General features: G+C 64.4%; 18 protein-coding genes. 10 read left to right on the forward strand and 8 right to left on the reverse strand.

What is annotated here, in order from left to right; translation table 11 throughout:
* Positions 1 to 154: 154 nt before the first annotated feature.
* The 4 genes from ACVISU_RS01745 (at position 155) to uvrA (ending at position 6,010) form a co-directional block, all read left to right on the forward strand.
* Positions 155 to 898, forward strand: coding sequence for an outer membrane protein (locus tag ACVISU_RS01745; protein ID WP_063695226.1), 744 nt, complete (start codon positions 155 to 157; stop codon positions 896 to 898).
* 235 nt (positions 899 to 1,133) lie between these two features.
* The gene (locus ACVISU_RS01750; RefSeq protein WP_456705783.1) at positions 1,134 to 1,892 is read left to right on the forward strand and encodes an outer membrane protein; all 759 of its coding nucleotides are present in this window, start codon (positions 1,134 to 1,136) and stop codon (positions 1,890 to 1,892) included.
* A 225-nt stretch (positions 1,893 to 2,117) separates the two neighbouring features.
* Positions 2,118 to 2,777: an outer membrane protein gene (locus ACVISU_RS01755; RefSeq protein ID WP_050400630.1), complete on the forward strand. Its 660-nt coding sequence runs from the start codon at positions 2,118 to 2,120 to the stop codon at positions 2,775 to 2,777.
* A gap of 245 nt (positions 2,778 to 3,022) precedes the next feature.
* Complete coding sequence (uvrA, locus tag ACVISU_RS01760) at positions 3,023 to 6,010, forward strand: excinuclease ABC subunit UvrA (RefSeq protein ID WP_456705784.1); 2,988 nt, start codon at positions 3,023 to 3,025, stop codon at positions 6,008 to 6,010.
* A gap of 146 nt (positions 6,011 to 6,156) precedes the next feature.
* On the opposite strand, the gene ACVISU_RS01765 is transcribed toward uvrA, so the two are convergent.
* Together ACVISU_RS01765 and ACVISU_RS01770 are read right to left on the reverse strand one after the other, a co-directional pair.
* The gene (locus tag ACVISU_RS01765; protein WP_456705785.1) at positions 6,157 to 6,525 is read right to left on the reverse strand and encodes a VOC family protein; all 369 of its coding nucleotides are present in this window, start codon (positions 6,523 to 6,525) and stop codon (positions 6,157 to 6,159) included.
* A 129-nt stretch (positions 6,526 to 6,654) separates the two neighbouring features.
* The gene (locus tag ACVISU_RS01770) at positions 6,655 to 6,987 is read right to left on the reverse strand and encodes a PRC-barrel domain-containing protein (protein ID WP_050400497.1); all 333 of its coding nucleotides are present in this window, start codon (positions 6,985 to 6,987) and stop codon (positions 6,655 to 6,657) included.
* Positions 6,988 to 7,259: 272 nt separating this feature from the next.
* Here ACVISU_RS01770 and ACVISU_RS01775 point away from each other — a divergent pair, with 272 nt between their 5' ends.
* Together ACVISU_RS01775 and ACVISU_RS01780 are read left to right on the forward strand one after the other, a co-directional pair.
* Entirely contained in the window at positions 7,260 to 7,823 is a 564-nt protein-coding gene (locus ACVISU_RS01775) for a hemerythrin domain-containing protein (protein ID WP_456705786.1), read from the forward strand.
* 85 nt (positions 7,824 to 7,908) lie between these two features.
* Positions 7,909 to 8,304, forward strand: coding sequence for a c-type cytochrome (locus ACVISU_RS01780; RefSeq protein ID WP_456705787.1), 396 nt, complete (start codon positions 7,909 to 7,911; stop codon positions 8,302 to 8,304).
* A 148-nt stretch (positions 8,305 to 8,452) separates the two neighbouring features.
* On the opposite strand, the gene ACVISU_RS01785 is transcribed toward ACVISU_RS01780, so the two are convergent.
* Positions 8,453 to 9,208, reverse strand: a complete 756-nt coding sequence (locus ACVISU_RS01785; protein WP_456705788.1) for an AAA family ATPase — start codon at positions 9,206 to 9,208, stop codon at positions 8,453 to 8,455.
* A gap of 66 nt (positions 9,209 to 9,274) precedes the next feature.
* On the opposite strand from ACVISU_RS01785, the gene ACVISU_RS01790 reads away from it, so the two are divergent.
* Complete coding sequence (locus ACVISU_RS01790; RefSeq protein WP_456705789.1) at positions 9,275 to 9,613, forward strand: hypothetical protein; 339 nt, start codon at positions 9,275 to 9,277, stop codon at positions 9,611 to 9,613.
* A gap of 256 nt (positions 9,614 to 9,869) precedes the next feature.
* Here the strand turns inward: ACVISU_RS01790 and ACVISU_RS01795 are convergent, their stop codons facing one another.
* The 3 genes from ACVISU_RS01795 to ACVISU_RS01805 all read right to left on the reverse strand — a co-directional run bounded on the left by ACVISU_RS01795 (position 9,870) and on the right by ACVISU_RS01805 (position 13,001).
* Positions 9,870 to 10,745 (reverse strand): PCC domain-containing protein, encoded by an 876-nt coding sequence (locus ACVISU_RS01795; RefSeq protein ID WP_456705790.1) that lies wholly within the window; start codon positions 10,743 to 10,745, stop codon positions 9,870 to 9,872.
* A gap of 4 nt (positions 10,746 to 10,749) precedes the next feature.
* Positions 10,750 to 12,390, reverse strand: coding sequence for an acyl-CoA synthetase (locus ACVISU_RS01800; protein WP_456705791.1), 1,641 nt, complete (start codon positions 12,388 to 12,390; stop codon positions 10,750 to 10,752).
* A gap of 209 nt (positions 12,391 to 12,599) precedes the next feature.
* Entirely contained in the window at positions 12,600 to 13,001 is a 402-nt protein-coding gene (locus tag ACVISU_RS01805) for an SPW repeat protein (RefSeq protein WP_050400504.1), read from the reverse strand.
* 326 nt (positions 13,002 to 13,327) lie between these two features.
* Here ACVISU_RS01805 and ACVISU_RS01810 point away from each other — a divergent pair, with 326 nt between their 5' ends.
* Complete coding sequence (locus ACVISU_RS01810) at positions 13,328 to 13,600, forward strand: GNAT family N-acetyltransferase (protein ID WP_050400505.1); 273 nt, start codon at positions 13,328 to 13,330, stop codon at positions 13,598 to 13,600.
* 14 nt (positions 13,601 to 13,614) lie between these two features.
* Here the strand turns inward: ACVISU_RS01810 and ACVISU_RS01815 are convergent, their stop codons facing one another.
* Together ACVISU_RS01815 and ACVISU_RS01820 are read right to left on the reverse strand one after the other, a co-directional pair.
* Positions 13,615 to 14,406, reverse strand: a complete 792-nt coding sequence (locus ACVISU_RS01815; RefSeq protein WP_050400631.1) for a fumarylacetoacetate hydrolase family protein — start codon at positions 14,404 to 14,406, stop codon at positions 13,615 to 13,617.
* A 138-nt stretch (positions 14,407 to 14,544) separates the two neighbouring features.
* Entirely contained in the window at positions 14,545 to 14,958 is a 414-nt protein-coding gene (locus tag ACVISU_RS01820; RefSeq protein ID WP_456705792.1) for a DUF3597 domain-containing protein, read from the reverse strand.
* Between the two features lie 288 nt (positions 14,959 to 15,246).
* Between ACVISU_RS01820 and ACVISU_RS01825 the strand changes: the two genes are divergently transcribed.
* Both ACVISU_RS01825 and ACVISU_RS01830 read left to right on the forward strand, forming a co-directional pair.
* Complete coding sequence (locus tag ACVISU_RS01825) at positions 15,247 to 16,158, forward strand: DUF2189 domain-containing protein (protein ID WP_456705793.1); 912 nt, start codon at positions 15,247 to 15,249, stop codon at positions 16,156 to 16,158.
* A 233-nt stretch (positions 16,159 to 16,391) separates the two neighbouring features.
* On the forward strand, positions 16,392 to 17,207 hold the full coding sequence (locus tag ACVISU_RS01830; RefSeq protein WP_456705794.1) for a lytic murein transglycosylase: 816 nt from the start codon (positions 16,392 to 16,394) through the stop codon (positions 17,205 to 17,207).
* Positions 17,208 to 17,307 lie beyond the last annotated feature (100 nt).

Below are 17,307 nucleotides of genomic sequence, written 5' to 3' on the forward strand. Positions count from 1 at the left end.
CCTTGCAATGGCCACACTTCTTGCGCGAGTGTGGCTTTTGGGAGACGGCGTTTCCGGTTGAATCAGCGTATAGCTACCGTCCATCAGACGGGCGCTCGCGTCTGAAGTCGCGCTTCGGGACCTGTGGGAGCCGATTGGGAAGCTGAGGGTGATGATGAAGAAGTTTTTGCTCGGTACGGTTGCCCTGATTGCGTTCGCTGCGCCGGCCGCAGCTGCCGATCTCGCTGCGCGCCCCTACACCAAGGCGCCGCCGATGATTGCCGCCGTCTATGACTGGAGCGGCTTCTACATCGGCGCCAACGGCGGCTGGGGCTCGAGCCACAATTGCTGGGACCAGATCCCGGCCGGCGTCTTCATCGGTTCGGATGGTTGCCATGATGCGACCGGCGGCGTTGCCGGTGGCCAGATCGGCTATCGCTGGCAGGCTGGCACCTGGGTGTTCGGCCTCGAAGCGCAGGGCGACTGGGCTGACCTGAAGGGCAGCAACAACAGCGCGATCTTCCCGGGCCTGTTCACCAACCAGAGCAAGATCGACGCGTTCGGCCTGTTCACCGGCCAGATCGGCTACGCCGTCAACAACGTGCTGCTGTACGCCAAGGGTGGCGCGGCGCTGACCGACAACCGCTTCAGCACCTACTTCACGCCGACCGGCGTGCTTGCCGGCCGCGCGACCGACACCCGCTGGGGCGGCACCATCGGCGCCGGCATCGAAGTCGGCTTCGCGCCGAACTGGACCGCCGGTGTCGAATACGATCACCTGTTCATGCAGGATAAGACCTACAATCTCACCACGCCGACCGGCGCGCTGTTCAGCAGCATCCGCGATCGCCAGGACGTCGACCTCGTCACCGTCCGCGTGAACTACAAGTGGGGCGGCCCGGTGGTTGCGCGCTACTGATCGCGCCGCACGGATTTGATCCAGACGAAGGGCCGGCCTCGTGCCGGCCCTTTTGTTTGCGCGGTCGGCGAGCGGCCAACGAAGGCAACGAATCAAACGCGGCTAAACCTTAATAAATTGTAAAATATTAAGTGGATTCAATATGTTACATGTGTTGCAGGCGCGCCACGCTCGATTGCAACCTGTGCTGGTAGCCTTGTCCCGTCATTGATCGATTCGAAGCGGGATGGATTCCATGAAGCAGCTTTGGGTTGCCGCAGCCGGCCTCGCCGCGCTGAGTGTTTCGTCCGTATCGGCGGCTGACCTCGCCGCGCATGCCCCAACACCGGTGCCGGTCGTAGCGCCCGTGACCAGCTGGAACGGCTTCTATCTTGGCGCCCAAGGCGGCGGCGGCTGGGGCACCAGCAGCGAGACCTATCTTGGCGCACCGAACGACGCAGCGTTCATCGGCACCCAAACCTACAACACCAGCGGCGGCTTTGTCGGCGGCGTGATCGGCTACAATGTCCAGACTGGACCCGTCGTGTTCGGTGTCGAGGGCGACTACCACTGGTCCGCCGTCACCGGCCGCTCCGGCGTGATCAATGTCGGACCGCCCAGCGTGCTCGACAGCTATTACACCGAGCTACGCAGTTTCGGCGACATCAAGGGCCGGCTCGGTTACGCCGACGGCGCCACGCTGTGGTTCGTCAACGGCGGCGCCGCGGTCGGCGACATCCTGCACCGCTACAATGCCGGGCTCGCGCCGCCCTCGGCCTCGGCCAGCGACACCCGCTGGGGCTGGACCGCCGGCGCCGGCGTCGAATACATGTTCGCCGCCAACTTGTCGGCCAAGCTCGAGTACAACTACGTCGATCTCGGCAAGGTCGCGCCGATCCAGTACACGCCTGCGATCAACGATCGCTCGGAGTGGAAGGACACCTTCCACACCGTCAAGCTCGGCATCAATTACCACTTCAACGCGCCAAGCCCGGTCGTATCGGCGAAATACTGAGGTACCGGCGGCGCGCGCCGCTTCTGCGCAGCGAATACAGCGCCGGTCCTTTCGTCGCGTGCAAGCGCGCGCATGGCTTGGGCCGTTTTCCGCGCATTGTGGTTTCACAGATACACAACTTCCAAGATTTCTATGTAGAAACACGTCAGGGCCACGCGACACTGCCGTGGCGCTCCCTTCAACGTTTGAAGGGGACAACAAGAAAATGGGACTGGGACTTTGAAAATCAGGAATGTTTTGCTGGCCTCGGCCGGCATGTTTGCCCTCAGCGCAATTGTACCGGCAATGGCCGCCGACATGGCGGCTCGCGCGCCTTACGTGAAGGCTCCGCCGCCGGCCGCGATCTATAACTGGACCGGCTTCTACATCGGCGGCTTCGGTGGCTATGCCAGCGAGGACTCCGGCAACCCGAAGATGGAAGGCGGCTTCGGCGGCGGCACCATCGGCTACAACTGGCAGGCCGGCAACATTGTGTACGGCCTGGAGGCCGACGGCGCCTGGGCTGACGTCAATGCGTCCGCGACCGCGTTCGGCATCACCGCGACGAGCAAGATCGACTCGCTGGGCACCGCGCGCGGCCGCATCGGCTTCGCCGTCGACAAGGTGCTGTTCTACGGCACCGGCGGCTATGCCTGGGCCGACAACAAGCTCACCGTCAGCGCTGGCGGCGTGAGCGTCTCGCAGAGCAACTTCCACTCCGGCTGGACGGTCGGCGCCGGCATCGAGGCGTTCATCGCGCCGCAGTGGTCGATCAAGGGCGAGTACCTGTATCGCAGCCTCGGCGGCGAGACCTACTTCGGCGTTCCGTCTGCCGACATCAACCTGCACACCGTGCAGTTCGGCGTGAACTATCACTTCGGCGGCCCGATCGTCGCCAAGTACTGAGCGAAACGGACCTCAGGGTCTCGGAAAGGCCGGCCTCGCGCCGGCCTTTTTACGTTTGGGAACCGGTTCCTGCTGACGGCTGCTGCCAACAGGCAAACTATCCGTTGATGGACGCGACTCAGCACTGGAAATTGTCGGCTGTTCTTCCTACGTTCCAGTCTTCTCACCCATCGGCGCAAGGTCCCGGCAGCACCGGCGATGCGCGCCCAAAAAAGGCGCCCGATCATGCGCCCGGAACTGTCGCTATGGATGAAGTGCTCAAGGCGAAGCGCCAACAGAACGCCGGCTCCTCATCGCGCGCCATTACGATCCGCGGCGCGCGCGAACACAATCTGAAGAACATCGACGTCGAGATTCCGCGCGACAAGCTCGTGGTGTTCACCGGCCTGTCCGGCTCCGGCAAGTCGTCGCTGGCATTCGACACCATCTATGCCGAGGGCCAGCGCCGCTACGTCGAGTCGTTGTCGGCCTATGCGCGGCAATTTTTGGAGATGATGCAGAAGCCGGATGTCGACCAGATCGACGGCCTGTCGCCGGCGATCTCGATCGAGCAGAAGACCACGTCGAAGAACCCGCGCTCCACCGTCGGCACCGTCACCGAGATCTACGACTACATGCGCCTGTTGTGGGCGCGCGTCGGCGTGCCTTATTCGCCGGCAACGGGGCTGCCGATCGAGAGCCAGATCGTCTCGCAGATGGTCGACCGCGTGCTGGCGCTCCCCGAGGGCACCCGCCTCTATCTGCTGGCGCCGGTCGTGCGCGGCCGCAAGGGCGAGTACAAGAAGGAGCTCGCCGAGTACCTCAAGAAGGGCTTTCAGCGCGTCAAGATCGACGGCACCTTCTACGAGTTGTCGGAGGCGCCCGCGCTCGACAAGAAATTCCCGCACGACATCGACGTCGTGGTCGACCGCATCGTGGTGCGCCCCGACCTCGCCCAGCGCCTCGCGGAAAGTTTCGAGACCGCGCTGAAGCTCGCCGAGGGCCTTGCGGTGATCGAATACGCCGACGCGCCCGCCGCGGCCGGGCAGGATGAGAAGAAAGAGGACAAGAAGAAGACCGCGAAGATCCACGACAAGAGCGGACCCGAGCGCATCCTGTTCTCGGAGAAATTCGCCTGCCCGGTCTCCGGCTTCACCATCCCCGAGATCGAGCCGCGCCTGTTCTCGTTCAACAATCCCTATGGCGCGTGCCCGGCCTGCGGCGGCCTCGGGGTCGAGCAGCATATCGACGAGGACCTGGTCATCCCCGACAAGGAGCTGACCCTGCGCAAGGGCGCGATCGCGCCCTGGGCGAAGTCGTCCTCGCCCTATTACATCCAGACCCTGACCGCGCTCGGCAAGCACTACAAGTTCACGCTTGACACCAAGTGGAAGGACCTGACCAAGAAGGTCCAGAACGCGCTGCTGCACGGCTCCGGCGACGACGAGATCAAGTTCTCCTACGAGGACGGCGTCCGCTCCTACGACACCAAGAAGCCGTTCGAGGGCGTCGTCACCAACATCGACCGCCGCTACCGCGAGACCGAGAGCGAGTGGGCGCGCGAGGAGCTCGGCAAGTATTTCTCCGACGTGCCCTGCGAAGGTTGCCACGGCTACCGGCTGAAGCCGGAGGCGCTGTGCGTCAAGATCGGGGGCAAGCATATCGGCGAGATCTCCGAGCTCTCGGTCAAGCGCGCCGGCGAATGGTTCGAGACCGTGCCGGAGGCACTCAACGCGCAGCAGAATGAGATCGCGGCACGCATCCTGAAGGAGATCCGCGAGCGCCTGACCTTCCTGCTCGACGTCGGCCTGAACTACCTGACGCTGTCGCGCTCGTCGGGCACGCTGTCCGGCGGCGAGAGCCAGCGCATCCGCCTCGCCTCGCAGATCGGCTCGGGCCTGACCGGCGTGCTCTACGTGCTGGACGAGCCGTCGATCGGCCTGCACCAGCGCGACAATGCCCGCCTGCTCGACACGTTGAAGCGGCTCCGCGACCTCGGCAACACCGTGGTCGTGGTCGAGCATGACGAGGACGCCATCCGGCTCGCCGATTATGTGCTGGACATCGGGCCCGGCGCCGGCATGCATGGCGGCCACATCGTCGCCGAGGGCACGCCCGACCAGATCATGCGCAACCCGAAATCGCTGACCGGCAAGTATCTCACCGGCGAGCTTTCGGTTCCGGTGCCGGACCGGCGGCCGCCGAACCACCGGCGCACCATCAAGGTCATCAACGCCCGCGGCAACAATCTGAAGAACGTCTCGGCCGAGATCCCGCTCGGCCTGTTCACCTGCGTCACCGGCGTCTCCGGCGGCGGCAAGTCGACCTTGCTGATCGACACGCTCTACAAGTCGATCGCGCGCAAGCTGAACAACGCCAGCGAGGGCGCCGCGCCGCACGACCGCATCGAGGGCCTCGAGCACATCGACAAGATCATCGACATCGACCAGTCGCCGATCGGCCGCACCCCGCGTTCGAATCCGGCGACCTATACCGGCGCCTTCACGCCGATCCGCGAATGGTTCGCCGGCCTGCCCGAGGCCAAGGCGCGCGGCTACGAGCCCGGGCGCTTCTCCTTCAACGTCAAGGGAGGCCGCTGCGAGGCGTGCCAGGGCGACGGCGTCATCAAGATCGAGATGCACTTCCTGCCCGACGTCTACGTCACCTGCGACACCTGCAAGGGCAAGCGCTACAACCGCGAGACCTTGGAGGTGCTGTTCAAGGGCAAGAGCATCGCCGACGTGCTCGACATGACGGTCGAGGAAGCCGCCGAGTTCTTCAAGGCGGTGCCGCGCGTGCGCGAGACCTTCCAGACCCTGCACCGCGTCGGCCTCGACTACATCCATGTCGGCCAGCAGGCCACCACGCTGTCCGGCGGCGAAGCCCAGCGCGTCAAGCTCGCCAAGGAGCTGTCGAAGCGCGCCACCGGCCGCACGCTCTACATCCTGGACGAGCCGACCACCGGCCTGCACTTCCACGACGTCGCAAAACTGCTCGAGGTGCTGCACGAGCTAGTCGCCCAGGGCAACACGGTGGTGGTGATCGAACACAATCTCGAAGTCATCAAGACCGCCGACTGGGTGATCGATCTCGGCCCCGAAGGCGGCGACGGCGGCGGCGAAATCGTCGCCTGGGGCCCGCCGGAAGACATCGTCAAGGCGCCGAGGAGCTACACCGGCAAGTTCCTGGCGCCGGTGCTGAAGAAGGCGAACAGCAAGCCAAGGAAGAGCTCGGCGAGCGAGGCGGCGGAGTAGGCGCACCACGCGCAGGCGATTGCGCGGCTTGCGGGCCTTTTGCGGGTGAGCGCGTAGGATGGGTAGAGCGAAGCGAAACCCATCGACTTATCTCTCGGCCCGAATGACTGGTATCGCTTCGCTGCACTCATCCTACGGACTGCGAGTCAGCTCCCACGGTAGGTGGCGATCTGCCAGACGTTTGCCGAGGCATCCCGGACCATCGCACGTCGGTCGCCATAAGGCGTATTCGCAGGGGCCTCGATCGTTTCAGCGCCCGCCGCAATCGCCCGCCGGTAGGTCTCGTCTGCATTCTCGACGTAGACATAGAGAAAGGCCGGCATCGCCTCGCGGACGCCTCCGCCGTCGCTGATCAGGATGATCGAGTCCCCGATCCGAATTTCCGTTGGCGCGCCAGACCGGACTTCGCCTTCCGCGCCGAAAACGTCTCTCAGAAATCCGGCCAGGCCGGTCAGGTCGCGCGTGACAATTCTCGGGATGACGGAAGGCCTGCCGGCCGGCTTGAATTGGGTCATGTATGCCTGTCGTAGACTAAGCGAGTGGCCCGGATGGACGAAGCGATATCCGGAACTTCCAACCGAACAGTTGGCGGCTCCCGCATGTCGCTTCATTCATGCGGGCTCCAGTTCCCCTCACCTGCTCTGCTACACCGCCCAATAATTCGGGTGCGTGTACGCGTGCGAGCGGTCGCCCCAGTCGAATTCGTCGCCGTCGAACTCGGATGGGCCGGTGCGCAGATCGTCCAGCGTCACTTCGGCCTCGAAGGCCTGGCGCGCGGGATCGAATTTCAAGGCTGTCCACTTCACCGGATAATGGTGGTGGCTGCTGAGCACGCCGCCGGTCTTGATCACGGCGTAGGCCACCGTGCCGCTCACCTTGTCGAGCATCAGCCGCTCGATCGATCCGAGCTTTGAGCCATCGCGCCCGAACACGCAGACATGCTCGACGCGGTCGCTGGGCACCAAGGTATGATGCATGGCATCCTCCCTGTTTTCCCTTGTTTAGCAGACATTATAGCACCAGAGCACGCCGGATGTGCAGAGATCGCATCCACCGCAGCGCGCCAAACCCGCCGCCTCCCCCGCGGCTTCAGCCGCCGCGGCCCATCCGTTAGCGGTCGCCCGATGCTTTCGCGGCGATTTCCGCCCTGGAGCCGTCAGGCGAATTCGGCGGCACCTTGATCCAGCGCAAAGTCCGGGACGGTCTTTTCGTCTACTGATTCATTCAGCCTTCTGCGTGGATCACTGCCATGGTCATCGACATCCTGTCCCGGGAACACCGCAATATCGAGCGGCTGCTTACCGTTCTTGAGCACGAGCTGAACATCTTCGATCACGCCGGCCGGCCGGACTACGAGGTGATCGGCAGCATCATTGCCTATTTCGAAGTCTACACAGAACTCTACCATCACCGCCAGGAAGATCTGATTTTCGCCAAGCTCCAGCTCCGCGATCCGGTCGCTGCCGCGAAAGTCGGCGACCTCGCGCGCGAGCATCAGAAGGGCTCCGATCGCCTGCACCGCGTCGCGCATGCCGTCGCCAATGTGCGCGCGGGGGCCGAAATTCCGCGCGAGAATGTCGACGCGATCATCCGCGATTTCCTGGTGCACGAACGGCGGCACATCAGGATGGAAGACCGCGATTTCTTCCCGGCCGCGGTCAAGGCATTGACGGCGCAGGACTGGGCCGAAATCGCGTCCACCCTCTCCCCGCACAAGGATCCGCTGTTCAGCGACGTGACCGAGGCGCGGTTCGACGTGCTGCGCGACCACATTATAGAGCTGGAGAAGGAGGCGGAAGCCGAGCGGCATTAGCCACCATGCCGGGCGGCTGCCGGCACATCGCCCCACGTCTCACCGATTGCAATCCAATCCATTTCAGGGGACTCTCATGATGGGAATGAAATTCGGCGCCGCCTGCACCGTCGGCAGCGTTACGCTCGCCGCCACCTTGCTCGCAACATCGCCCGCGCCGGTCCGCGCGATGGACGGTGACCCGATCGCGGGCCAGGCCATCTTCCAGCGCACTTGCGTGAACTGCCATTCGCTCGATGTCGGCGTGAACAAGGTGGGCCCGAGCCTCTGGCACATCGTTGGCCGCCAGCCGGCGTCGGTCCAGGGCTTCGACTATTCGGACGCCATGCGCGGCAACAAGACCCCCTGGGACACAGCAGCGCTTGATGCCTACCTCGCCGATCCTCGCGGCGACGTTCACGGCGTGAAGATGTTCTTCAAGGGGCTGCCCGACGCTCATGATCGCGCCGACGTCATTGCCTATCTGAAGACCGCGCGCTGAACCTCGCAGCACGCGTGCGATGAAGGAGCCGGCATGCAGCTTTCGCTCATGCGGGCGCCGGCTGCACCTACTTCGTCCTTCTCAGAAGCGCCCGAACGCGCGCGGGCCGTCGCCGACCTTGACCTCGGCACCCCCGCCGCGATCGGCGTCAATCCTCGATCGCCGCCTCGACGAACCCCTTCGGATCGTCGCAGAACTCGCGCATGACCTTGTAGTGATCCGTGTCTCTCAGGTTCACCGGCTCGAGCCCGTACTTCGTCAGCCGCAGCAGGGTCGCGTTCGGATAGGCCATCAGTATCGGCGCGTGCGTTGCCATGATGACCTGACAATTGCCGGAACTGTCCATCCGCCGCAGCAGCTTGAGGAATTCGATCTGGCGCGCGGGCGACAGCGCAGATTCAGGCTCATCGAAGATGAAGATGCCTTGCCGCTGGCAGCGCTCCTCGAAGAAGCGCAAAAAACCCTCGCCATGGGAATGCGACAGGAAGTCGGCATAAGCGCTGGCGACGGAATCGAGATATCTGGCGACCGAAAAGAAACTTTCGGCTCGGAAGAACCAGCCGTTGGTGATCTTGGGCAGCCAGCTCGCGCGCAGCGCTGACGCAAGCGAGCCGCCCATCTTCTCCACCGCATTGCTGTGGTCGACCGGCCGATAGCCCTTGCCGCCGCCGGCGTCGTCATAGCCCGCCATCACGGCGATGCCTTCCAGCAGCGTCGACTTGCCCGTGCCGTTCTCGCCGACGATGATGGTGATCGCCTTGTCGAAGCTGAGCTCGAATTCGTCGCGCAGCAGCGGCAGCACGAACGGATATGCGTCGCGGTCGGGAATCCGGTCGGGATCGAGCCAGACCCGCCGGAGATACGGTGCGGGCATGTTGATCGGGCGGTGTCGTCCTCTGGCCATATGCGCGGATCCGGGGAAACAATGGTGGGTGGCCGAGTTTATAACGGCAGCCCGTCACGATCCTAGATGACCCGATATCCCATGCCCAGGAAGGCCTATGCCCACTTCCGCGAGGCGATCCTCACCGAGCAGCAAGTGGTCTGCATCTATGACGGGCGGCCTCGCGAGCTCTGCCCGCATATCATCGGTCACAACGAGAGCGGTGAAGAGGTCGTGCTGGCCTGGCAGTTCGCCGGCGAAAGCTCAGGCAGGCTGCCGCAATGGCGTTGCCTGCGTCTCGCCAATGTCGGCGAGATCAGCCTGCGCCAGGAGCGCTGGCATGAGGGTAGCTCGCACCGCACCGAGCAGACCTGTGTCAGCGCGATCGACCTCGACATCAACGTCCATGTCCGCAAACGGCGGTGAGCGCCGCGGCCCTTACCTGTTGCGAGAACGCGGATGTGTGACCCACAGGCGGCTCAGCACGCTCCCCGTCGTCCCGGCGAAGGCCGGGCCCATTTCCCCAAAATGACTGTTGTTGCGCGACGCTGTGGCCCCAACTCGCTCCATCCATACGCCCTGCGGTTATGGTTCCCGGCCTTCGCCGGGACGACAGCGGAGAATGCGGGGTATCGGCTCCAGCGAACACCGGGAACGACCGGTGGAGGGGCCGGAGGGCATCCTATGGCCGCTCCGCCTCTTCCAGCACCTCCAGCACCAGCTCCATCGTCATCAGCACTGGATTGTCGCCGCGCACCAGGCGTCCCTCGGCGATGCCGCCGAGATAGTCGACCAGCGCGACATCGAGACTGGCGCGCAGGCGGCGATTGGCGTCAGGCGCAATCTGCCCGGAGGTCACCGCGAGCTCGGTCGCGAACGGCACCACGCTGTGGCCGTCCCTGAAGACCGCACCGATGGTCGAGCCAACCCCGCCATGCAACCGCGCGCGCAGGATGCCATGCTCGCGGCAGAATCCTTCCAGCGCACAGGCAAAATCCTGGTTCGGCCGCAGCCGCAGCGCGAACGCATGGCTCGTGGTCTTCGCACCCGCCGGGGCGCTTCCGACCGGCCCGAACAGCTTGAAATTGGTCTCGCTGTCGGGCTCGGCCACAAACGTCGCGCCGTCGATGCCGAACGCGCTGACCTCGAACGGCTCGGCGACAATGGTTTCGTCCGGCAGCATGTGTCCGCCGTTGAAGCGGCCATCGGCCTCGGTCCATAGTCCGTGGCAATGGAAGAAAGGTGCGCCGTCGCGCTCGCCGAAGGTCAGCGCCGCGAGCTTGAGCCGGGTCACGCCATCGGGACGGAACGTATCGCTGTAGAACGCGGCGTTGACGCCGTCCTTCGACAGCGCCGGCATCACATAGGCGAACGGCCCGAGCGCGCCACCCTTGGCGCTCAGCACGCCGCCGCAAAAGCCTTCCGCCGCAAAGCCACGCCGCACGGCTTCGAGCAAGGGAATGCCGGCTTCCAGCACGAATGAAAACGCGCGGCCGCGCGCGGCGACCCATTGAATGCGCTCGGGTATGGGAGTGCCGGGCTGGGCGATGCTGCGCATCGCCTCACGCGCCCGTCGATTTTGCGATCACCTCGAGCAGCCCGCGCGCCTCGAGCTCGTCGCGGATCAGCCGCTTCGGCACCTTGCCGTAGCCGGACTTCGGCAACGCCTCCCAGAAGAAGAACCGCTTTGGCATCTTGTAGCGCGGCACCTTCGGCGCGAGATAGGCGGCAAGCTCCGCTTCCGCGACCGCGTCGACGCCCTCGCGCGCGACGCAGACGGCGACCCCGACCTCGCCCCAGAACGGATCGGGCACTCCGAGCACGGCGACCTCGCCGACCGCGGGATGCGTCAACAGCTTCTCCTCGATCTCGCGCGGATAGATGTTGGAGCCGCCGGAGATGTACATGTCTGAGGCGCGGCCGGTGATGTAGACAAAACCGTCCTCGTCCATATGACCGAGATCGCCGGTGCCGAACCAGCCGTCACGAAACGCCTTCGCATTGGCTTCGGGGTTGTCGTAGTAGCCCGCGAACACGCCGGGACCGATCACGCAGATCTCGCCGGTCTCGTGCGCCTTCAGCTCGCGTCCGTCGTCGCCCTGGATCGAGACCTGCATGCCTGTTCGCTCGAAGCCGCAGGTGCCGATCCGGGCATGCGGGCCATCCTCGGGATCGTGCAGACCGGGCGGCAGCACCGTGATGTTGCCGGTGACCTCGCCGAGGCCGAAATACTGCACCAGCACGCCGCCGAGCTTATTCAGCGCGGCCTTCTGATCCTCGCGATACATCGGCGCGCCGGCATAGATGATGTAGCGCAACGAGGAATGGTCGTGCTGGTCGGCGGCGGGATGCTCGACCATCATCTTCAGGATGGTCGGCACCGTGAACATGTTGCTGACGCGGTATCTCGCGATCAGGCGGTACGCCTCGGCGATGTCGAACTTCTCCGACGGCAGCAGGATGGTCGGCACGCCGCGCGCGGTCTGCACCAGCTGGTGCACGCCGGCGCCATGCGACAGCGGCGCCACCACCAGCGAGGCGTCCTGTTCGGTGGTGCCGGGCATCAGATCGGCGAGATGGTTGGTGATGACGAAGGCCATCTGGCCGTGGGTCAAGACTGCGGCCTTGGACCGGCCGGTGGTGCCTGACGTGAAGAAGAACCAGCAGGGATCGTCGTACTCGACCGCCGTGTTCTCGACCGCGGCGCCGGCATGCTTGGCGATGACGTCGCCAACCGTCGCCTCGCCGAACGTGCCCTCCTCACCGATCCGCCAGACGAATTCGAGCGCGGGATTGGCCGCCGCCTTGGCGTGCTCGGGGAAGTCGGCATGGCAGAGAAACGCCTTGGCGCCTGAGGCTGCCGCCAGATAGGCGACCTCGTCCGGCATCAGGCGGAAATTGGTGGGCACCCAGACCGCACCGAGCCGGAAGGCCGCGAACATCGACCAGAACATTTCGTCGCAATTCTTGGAATGCACCAGGATGCGGTCGCCCTTGCCGATGCCGCGCGCGGCGAGCGCCGCCGCCAGCGCTGAGACATTCTGGTCGATATGACGCCAGGACCAGACCTTCTCGTTCCAGATGAAGCCGGGACGATCGCCGTGGCGGCGGGCGTTCTGGGTCAGGACGTAGGCGAGGTTCATCACCCGGCGCGACACCCGCGCGATCCCGCCGCGCGGCGCGGTCTCAGCCGACCCGCTCATTGCCACCCCGCCGCTACACACAACAGAGAGGGCAAGGTCGGAACAGTCATCGGCTATTTCCTCGGTCAGAACCGGACGTCTTCAAGCGCCGCAAGGGATTGCTGCCAACCGGTTTATCGCCAAGCCGCCGCCCCCGGCAAGGCCTGCCGCGCAGCCGCATGATACCGCGCGCCGATGGCGGCGAGCCCCTTGGTTGCTTGCCCGGACCACTACTGCGGATGCTTGGCCAGTTCCTGCTCGCTCAGGTTCCAGTCCTGCCAAAGCTGCAAGGCGCCGATCATGGCGACCAGCCCGCCGAGCAGGATGTGCCAGAGCTGCAGCGTCTGGTCATCCGAATAGCCGAAGATGTTGGGCGACGCGATCAGCCAGAGGCCGAGCACGATGCTCGCCACCTCCTCCCAGCGATGCAGCGCGACATATTCGAGCTGGGCGAGGCCCAGCACCAGCATGCCGACCACGAAGCTGTTGAGCACCAGGTGGCTGCGCTCGACATCGACGACGTCGCTGACCTGCATCGGAAACCAGGGCGAGACCATGATCAGCACGCCGAGCAACATGCCGAGCCAGTCCTCCCAGGGGCGGTGTGTGCCGAAGAAACGATTGTCCGACATGACGAACCTCCTTGCGACAAGGGGCATACGTCAGCGGCCGGTCCCATCACTCCGTACCTGACGACCATCGGCCGCATCAGGGCGTATGTCTGGAGATCAAGCCTAATCAAATTGCATCGGCCCGCAAGGCCCGATCGGCCAGTGTGCGATGCGGCAGGACCGACGGCTTCGAGGCACGCGTCCCGCCGAGCCGCGAATGTGGCGCTCAGGCACGCCAAAATGCGCATATCAATCCAAAAATGCCAAATATGCGGCTTCGTCGCGGCTTTGCGCTGGCGGGTTCACCCGCTTAGATCAGGGGCCGGTGAATCAATCAGGATTTTGCGATGGCTACCGTCCGGGACAACAGGGACCAAAACCGCTTCGAGCTCGACACCGAGGGCGGGCTAGCCTTTGCGAACTACCGGCGGACGCCTTCGGCCGTCATCATCACCCACACCGAGACACCGCGCGCCCTGCGCGGCCGCGGCATCGCGTCGGAGCTGGTCAAGGGGGCGCTGGAGCTGATCCGCGCCGACGGCCACAAGGTGATCGCCGGATGCGGCTTCGTGGTGGATTACCTCGACAAGCATCCGGAATACGCGGACCTTGCCGAATAGGGCCCTGCTCGGCCTCAGACGATCTTGATCGACATATCGGGCAGGCCCTCTAGCTTGCAGAGCAGCACGTCCCCCTTGACGACCGGGCCGACATTCTCCGGCGTGCCGGAATAGATGATGTCGCCGGCCTTCAGCTCGAACGCCTCTGAGAGCTTTGCGATCTGCTCGGCAACGCTCCAGATCATGTTCTTCAGATCCGAACTCTGCCGCACCGTGCCGTTGACTGCGAGCGAGATCGCGCCGTGCGTGAAATGGCCGGTCTTGTCAGCCGGATGGATCGGCCCCAGCACCGCGGCGTGGTCAAAACTCTTGCCGATCTCCCACGGCTTCTTTTCCGCGGCCATGCCGTTCTGCAAATCGCGCCGCGTCATGTCGAGGCCGAGCGCGTAGCCGTAGACGTGATCGAGCGCCTTGTCGGCGGGGATGTTGGTGCCGCCGGACTTCAGCGCCGCGACCAGCTCGACCTCGTGGTGATAGTTCTTGGTCAGCGACGGATAGGGATGATCGGCGACCGTGCCGATCGCGACATTCTGGATCGCATCGGTTGGCTTCTGGAAGAAGAACGGCGGCTCGCGGGTCGGATCGGAGCCGCGCTCAATCGCGTGCGCGGCGTAGTTGCGGCCGATGCAGTAGATGCGGCGAACCTGGAACACCTCGGCGGCGCCGACGATCGGGATCGTCACGGCGGGGACCGGAAATATCGCCTTCGGTGCGGCCTCAGCGTGGGCCGGCGCGGATTGCGCGGCGGCACCGGCCAGCGCGAGGGCGCCGGTCGCAAGCATCGTGCGGCGGTCGAGATCAGTCACGGAAGCTTTCTTGGGAGTTTTCATGGGAATTTTCATGGGCGTTCTCCTTCTTGTTCGCCGATCTATAGATGTTCGCCGGTCCATAAAAAAGGGCCCACGCTGGCGCGGGCCCTGACCGTCTGCGGGAAGGCGATCCCGTCAGTGCTTGATATCCGGGGGCAGCTTGCCGCCGTTGGCCGCGAGCTTGGTCATCACCTGCTTGTGCAGCCAGATGTTCATGCTGGCGGAATCGTTGGTATCGCCGGTGTAGCCGAGCTCCTTGGCGAGCTCCTTGCGCGCCGACAGGCTGGAGTCGATGTCGAGCGCCTTCATCAGATCGACGATCGAGGTCCGCCACTCGAGCTTCTCGCCCTTCGCGGCAACCGCCTTGTCGAGGATCGGGGCGACATCAACGGACTGGGCGGGCGCCGCGCCGGCGGGCACCGCGGCAGGAGACGCCGATGCGCTGCCGGATCCACCGGCGGGAGCTGCGCTCGTGGCCGTTCCGCCGGCGGGCGCGGCGCTGGCGCTGCTGCCGAAGATCGCGCCCATGATTTTTCCGAAAATGCTCATCGTTCGCTCCCAAGAGAGTTGAGATGTGAAGGCCAAACGGCAAAGCGCCGGCTGACCAAGGTCGCAGTTCAACTGTATCGCTCCCTCAATAGCTTGCCAATGCGACATTCACTTAAGCGTGAGTGCTTTTGCCGCGGTTTGGGAGTACCCTTGCTGCACAGTTCGCGACACGGCCAGTTCCCTGCTTTGTCTTTCGCGTCTGGCTTGCTCGTGATCGCTTCGAGAGGCGGTACGTTTGTGCCCGCGCACCGGGCGCAGAATGCGCCCGCCCAGAGGGAGACAACGACCATGGCCACTCCATACCAAGGCAATGTCACAGGGATGACGCAGAGCGGACAAGACACCGCATCCGCGCCGGTTGTCCGCACCATCGGCCTGTCCGATCTGCATCAAGCGCTGCGTCTCGGCTGGGAAGACTTCAAGGCAGTACCAAGCCACGCCATCATCCTGTGTCTGATCTATCCCGTGCTCGGCATCGTGCTTGCGCGCACCGTGCACGGCTATTCCGTGCTGCCGCTGCTGTTTCCGCTGGCCGCGGGCTTCGCCCTGCTCGGCCCGTTCGCCGCGATCGGCCTCTACGAGATGAGCCGCCGCCGCGAGGACGGCGGTGAGGCATCCGCATGGGACGCCATGCAGGTATTCCGCTCGCCGTCGTTCGGCGCGATGCTCGGGGTCGGAACGTTGCTGTTCGCATTGTTCGTGACCTGGATCGCGACGGCGCAGGCGATCTACACCGCGGTGTTCGGCTATCAGGTCGCGGCCGACATTCCCGATTTTGCCGCGCGCGTGCTGACCACCCCGCAGGGCTGGTGGTTGATCGTGGTGGGCTGCAGCGTCGGCTTTCTGTTCGCGCTCGTCGCGCTTTGCATCAGCGTGGTCGCCTTCCCCATGATGCTCGACCGCCATGCGACCGCCGGCGAAGCCATGGTGACGTCGATGCGTGCCGTTGCACAGAATCCGGTGCCGATGGCTGCCTGGGGCCTGATCGTCGCGCTGTTGCTGGTGCTCGGTACGATCCCGTTCTTCCTCGGGCTTGCCGTCGTGATCCCCCTGCTCGGTCACGCCACCTGGCATCTCTATCGCGAGGTCATCGTCAAGGATCCGAATGCACGGCCGGTGATCCCCGAGCCGCGCGAGCGCAAGCCCGCCGCCGACTTCCCGGCCAACCTGTTCCCGTGGCGGCGCAGCGATCGCGGATAAGCGCCCGTTAACCCGAACTCGTAAACTCCAAAGCAACCGCCGGCCGATTATATTCGGCCGGCGGTTTGTCGTTCCGGATCGTCAAATGGGTATGAAGTTGGCGTGGCATTTGCAGCAATGCCTGAGATCAACGGCTCGATCACGAGCCATGTTTTGGCCGCTGTTGCCGCGAACATACCTGCCGGGTTTCGCGACCAATCGATGACATCGCAGATGCCGGAGTGCAATTGCCTATGACCTCGCGCTTTTCCTTTCACACGCTCGCCGTCGGGGCGTGGCTCTTGACCTCGACCGCGTCTGCGCTCGCCGCCCAATGCGGCACCGGCACGTTCGAGTCCTGGCTCGACGACTTCAAGAAAGAGGCTGTGACCAAGGGCATTTCGCAGAATGCGATCCAGGCCGGGTTGAATGGCGTCACGCAGGACAAGGCTATCCTGGCGCGCGACCATTCGCAGCAGGTGTTCAGCCAGACTTTCGAGCAGTTCTCGGGTCGCATGGTGCCGCCGCGGCTCAATCGCGGCTCCGATATGATGAAGCGCTACGGCTCGGTGCTGTCGCGGATCGAGGAGGCCTACGGCGTGCCCGGCGAGATCCTGGTCGCGATCTGGGGGCTGGAGACCGATTTCGGCGTCAACACCGGCAAGTTTCCCACCATGCGCTCGCTGGCGACGCTGGCCTATGATTGCCGCCGCTCCGACATGTTCAAGGCCGAGTTGATGGATGCGTTGCGCATCGTCGAGCGTGGCGATCTCACGCCGCAGGAGATGCGCGGCGCCTGGGCCGGCGAGATCGGCCAGACCCAGTTCATGCCGTCCTCCTACATCAAGTTCGCGGTCGATTTCGACGGCAACGGCAAACGCGACCTGTTGCACAACGTGCCTGATGTGCTGGCGTCGACGGCGAACTTCCTGAAGAGCTACGGCTGGAAAAAGGGCAAAGGCTGGGAGCCCGGCAGCGAGAATTTCGCGGTCATCCAGCAGTGGAACAAGAGCGAGGTGTACGCCAAGACGATCGGCTACTTCGCCACCCAACTCGCCAAAGCGCCATGAGATCGTTTGCTGCTGCAAGATAGGCGCAGATTCCTGTCATCTGGCCGGCGAGCAAAACCTGGGGCGCGCGATCGGGATGGATGTCGCGGTTACAGCGAGC

The organism is Bradyrhizobium sp. USDA 4452 (assembly GCF_054063575.1).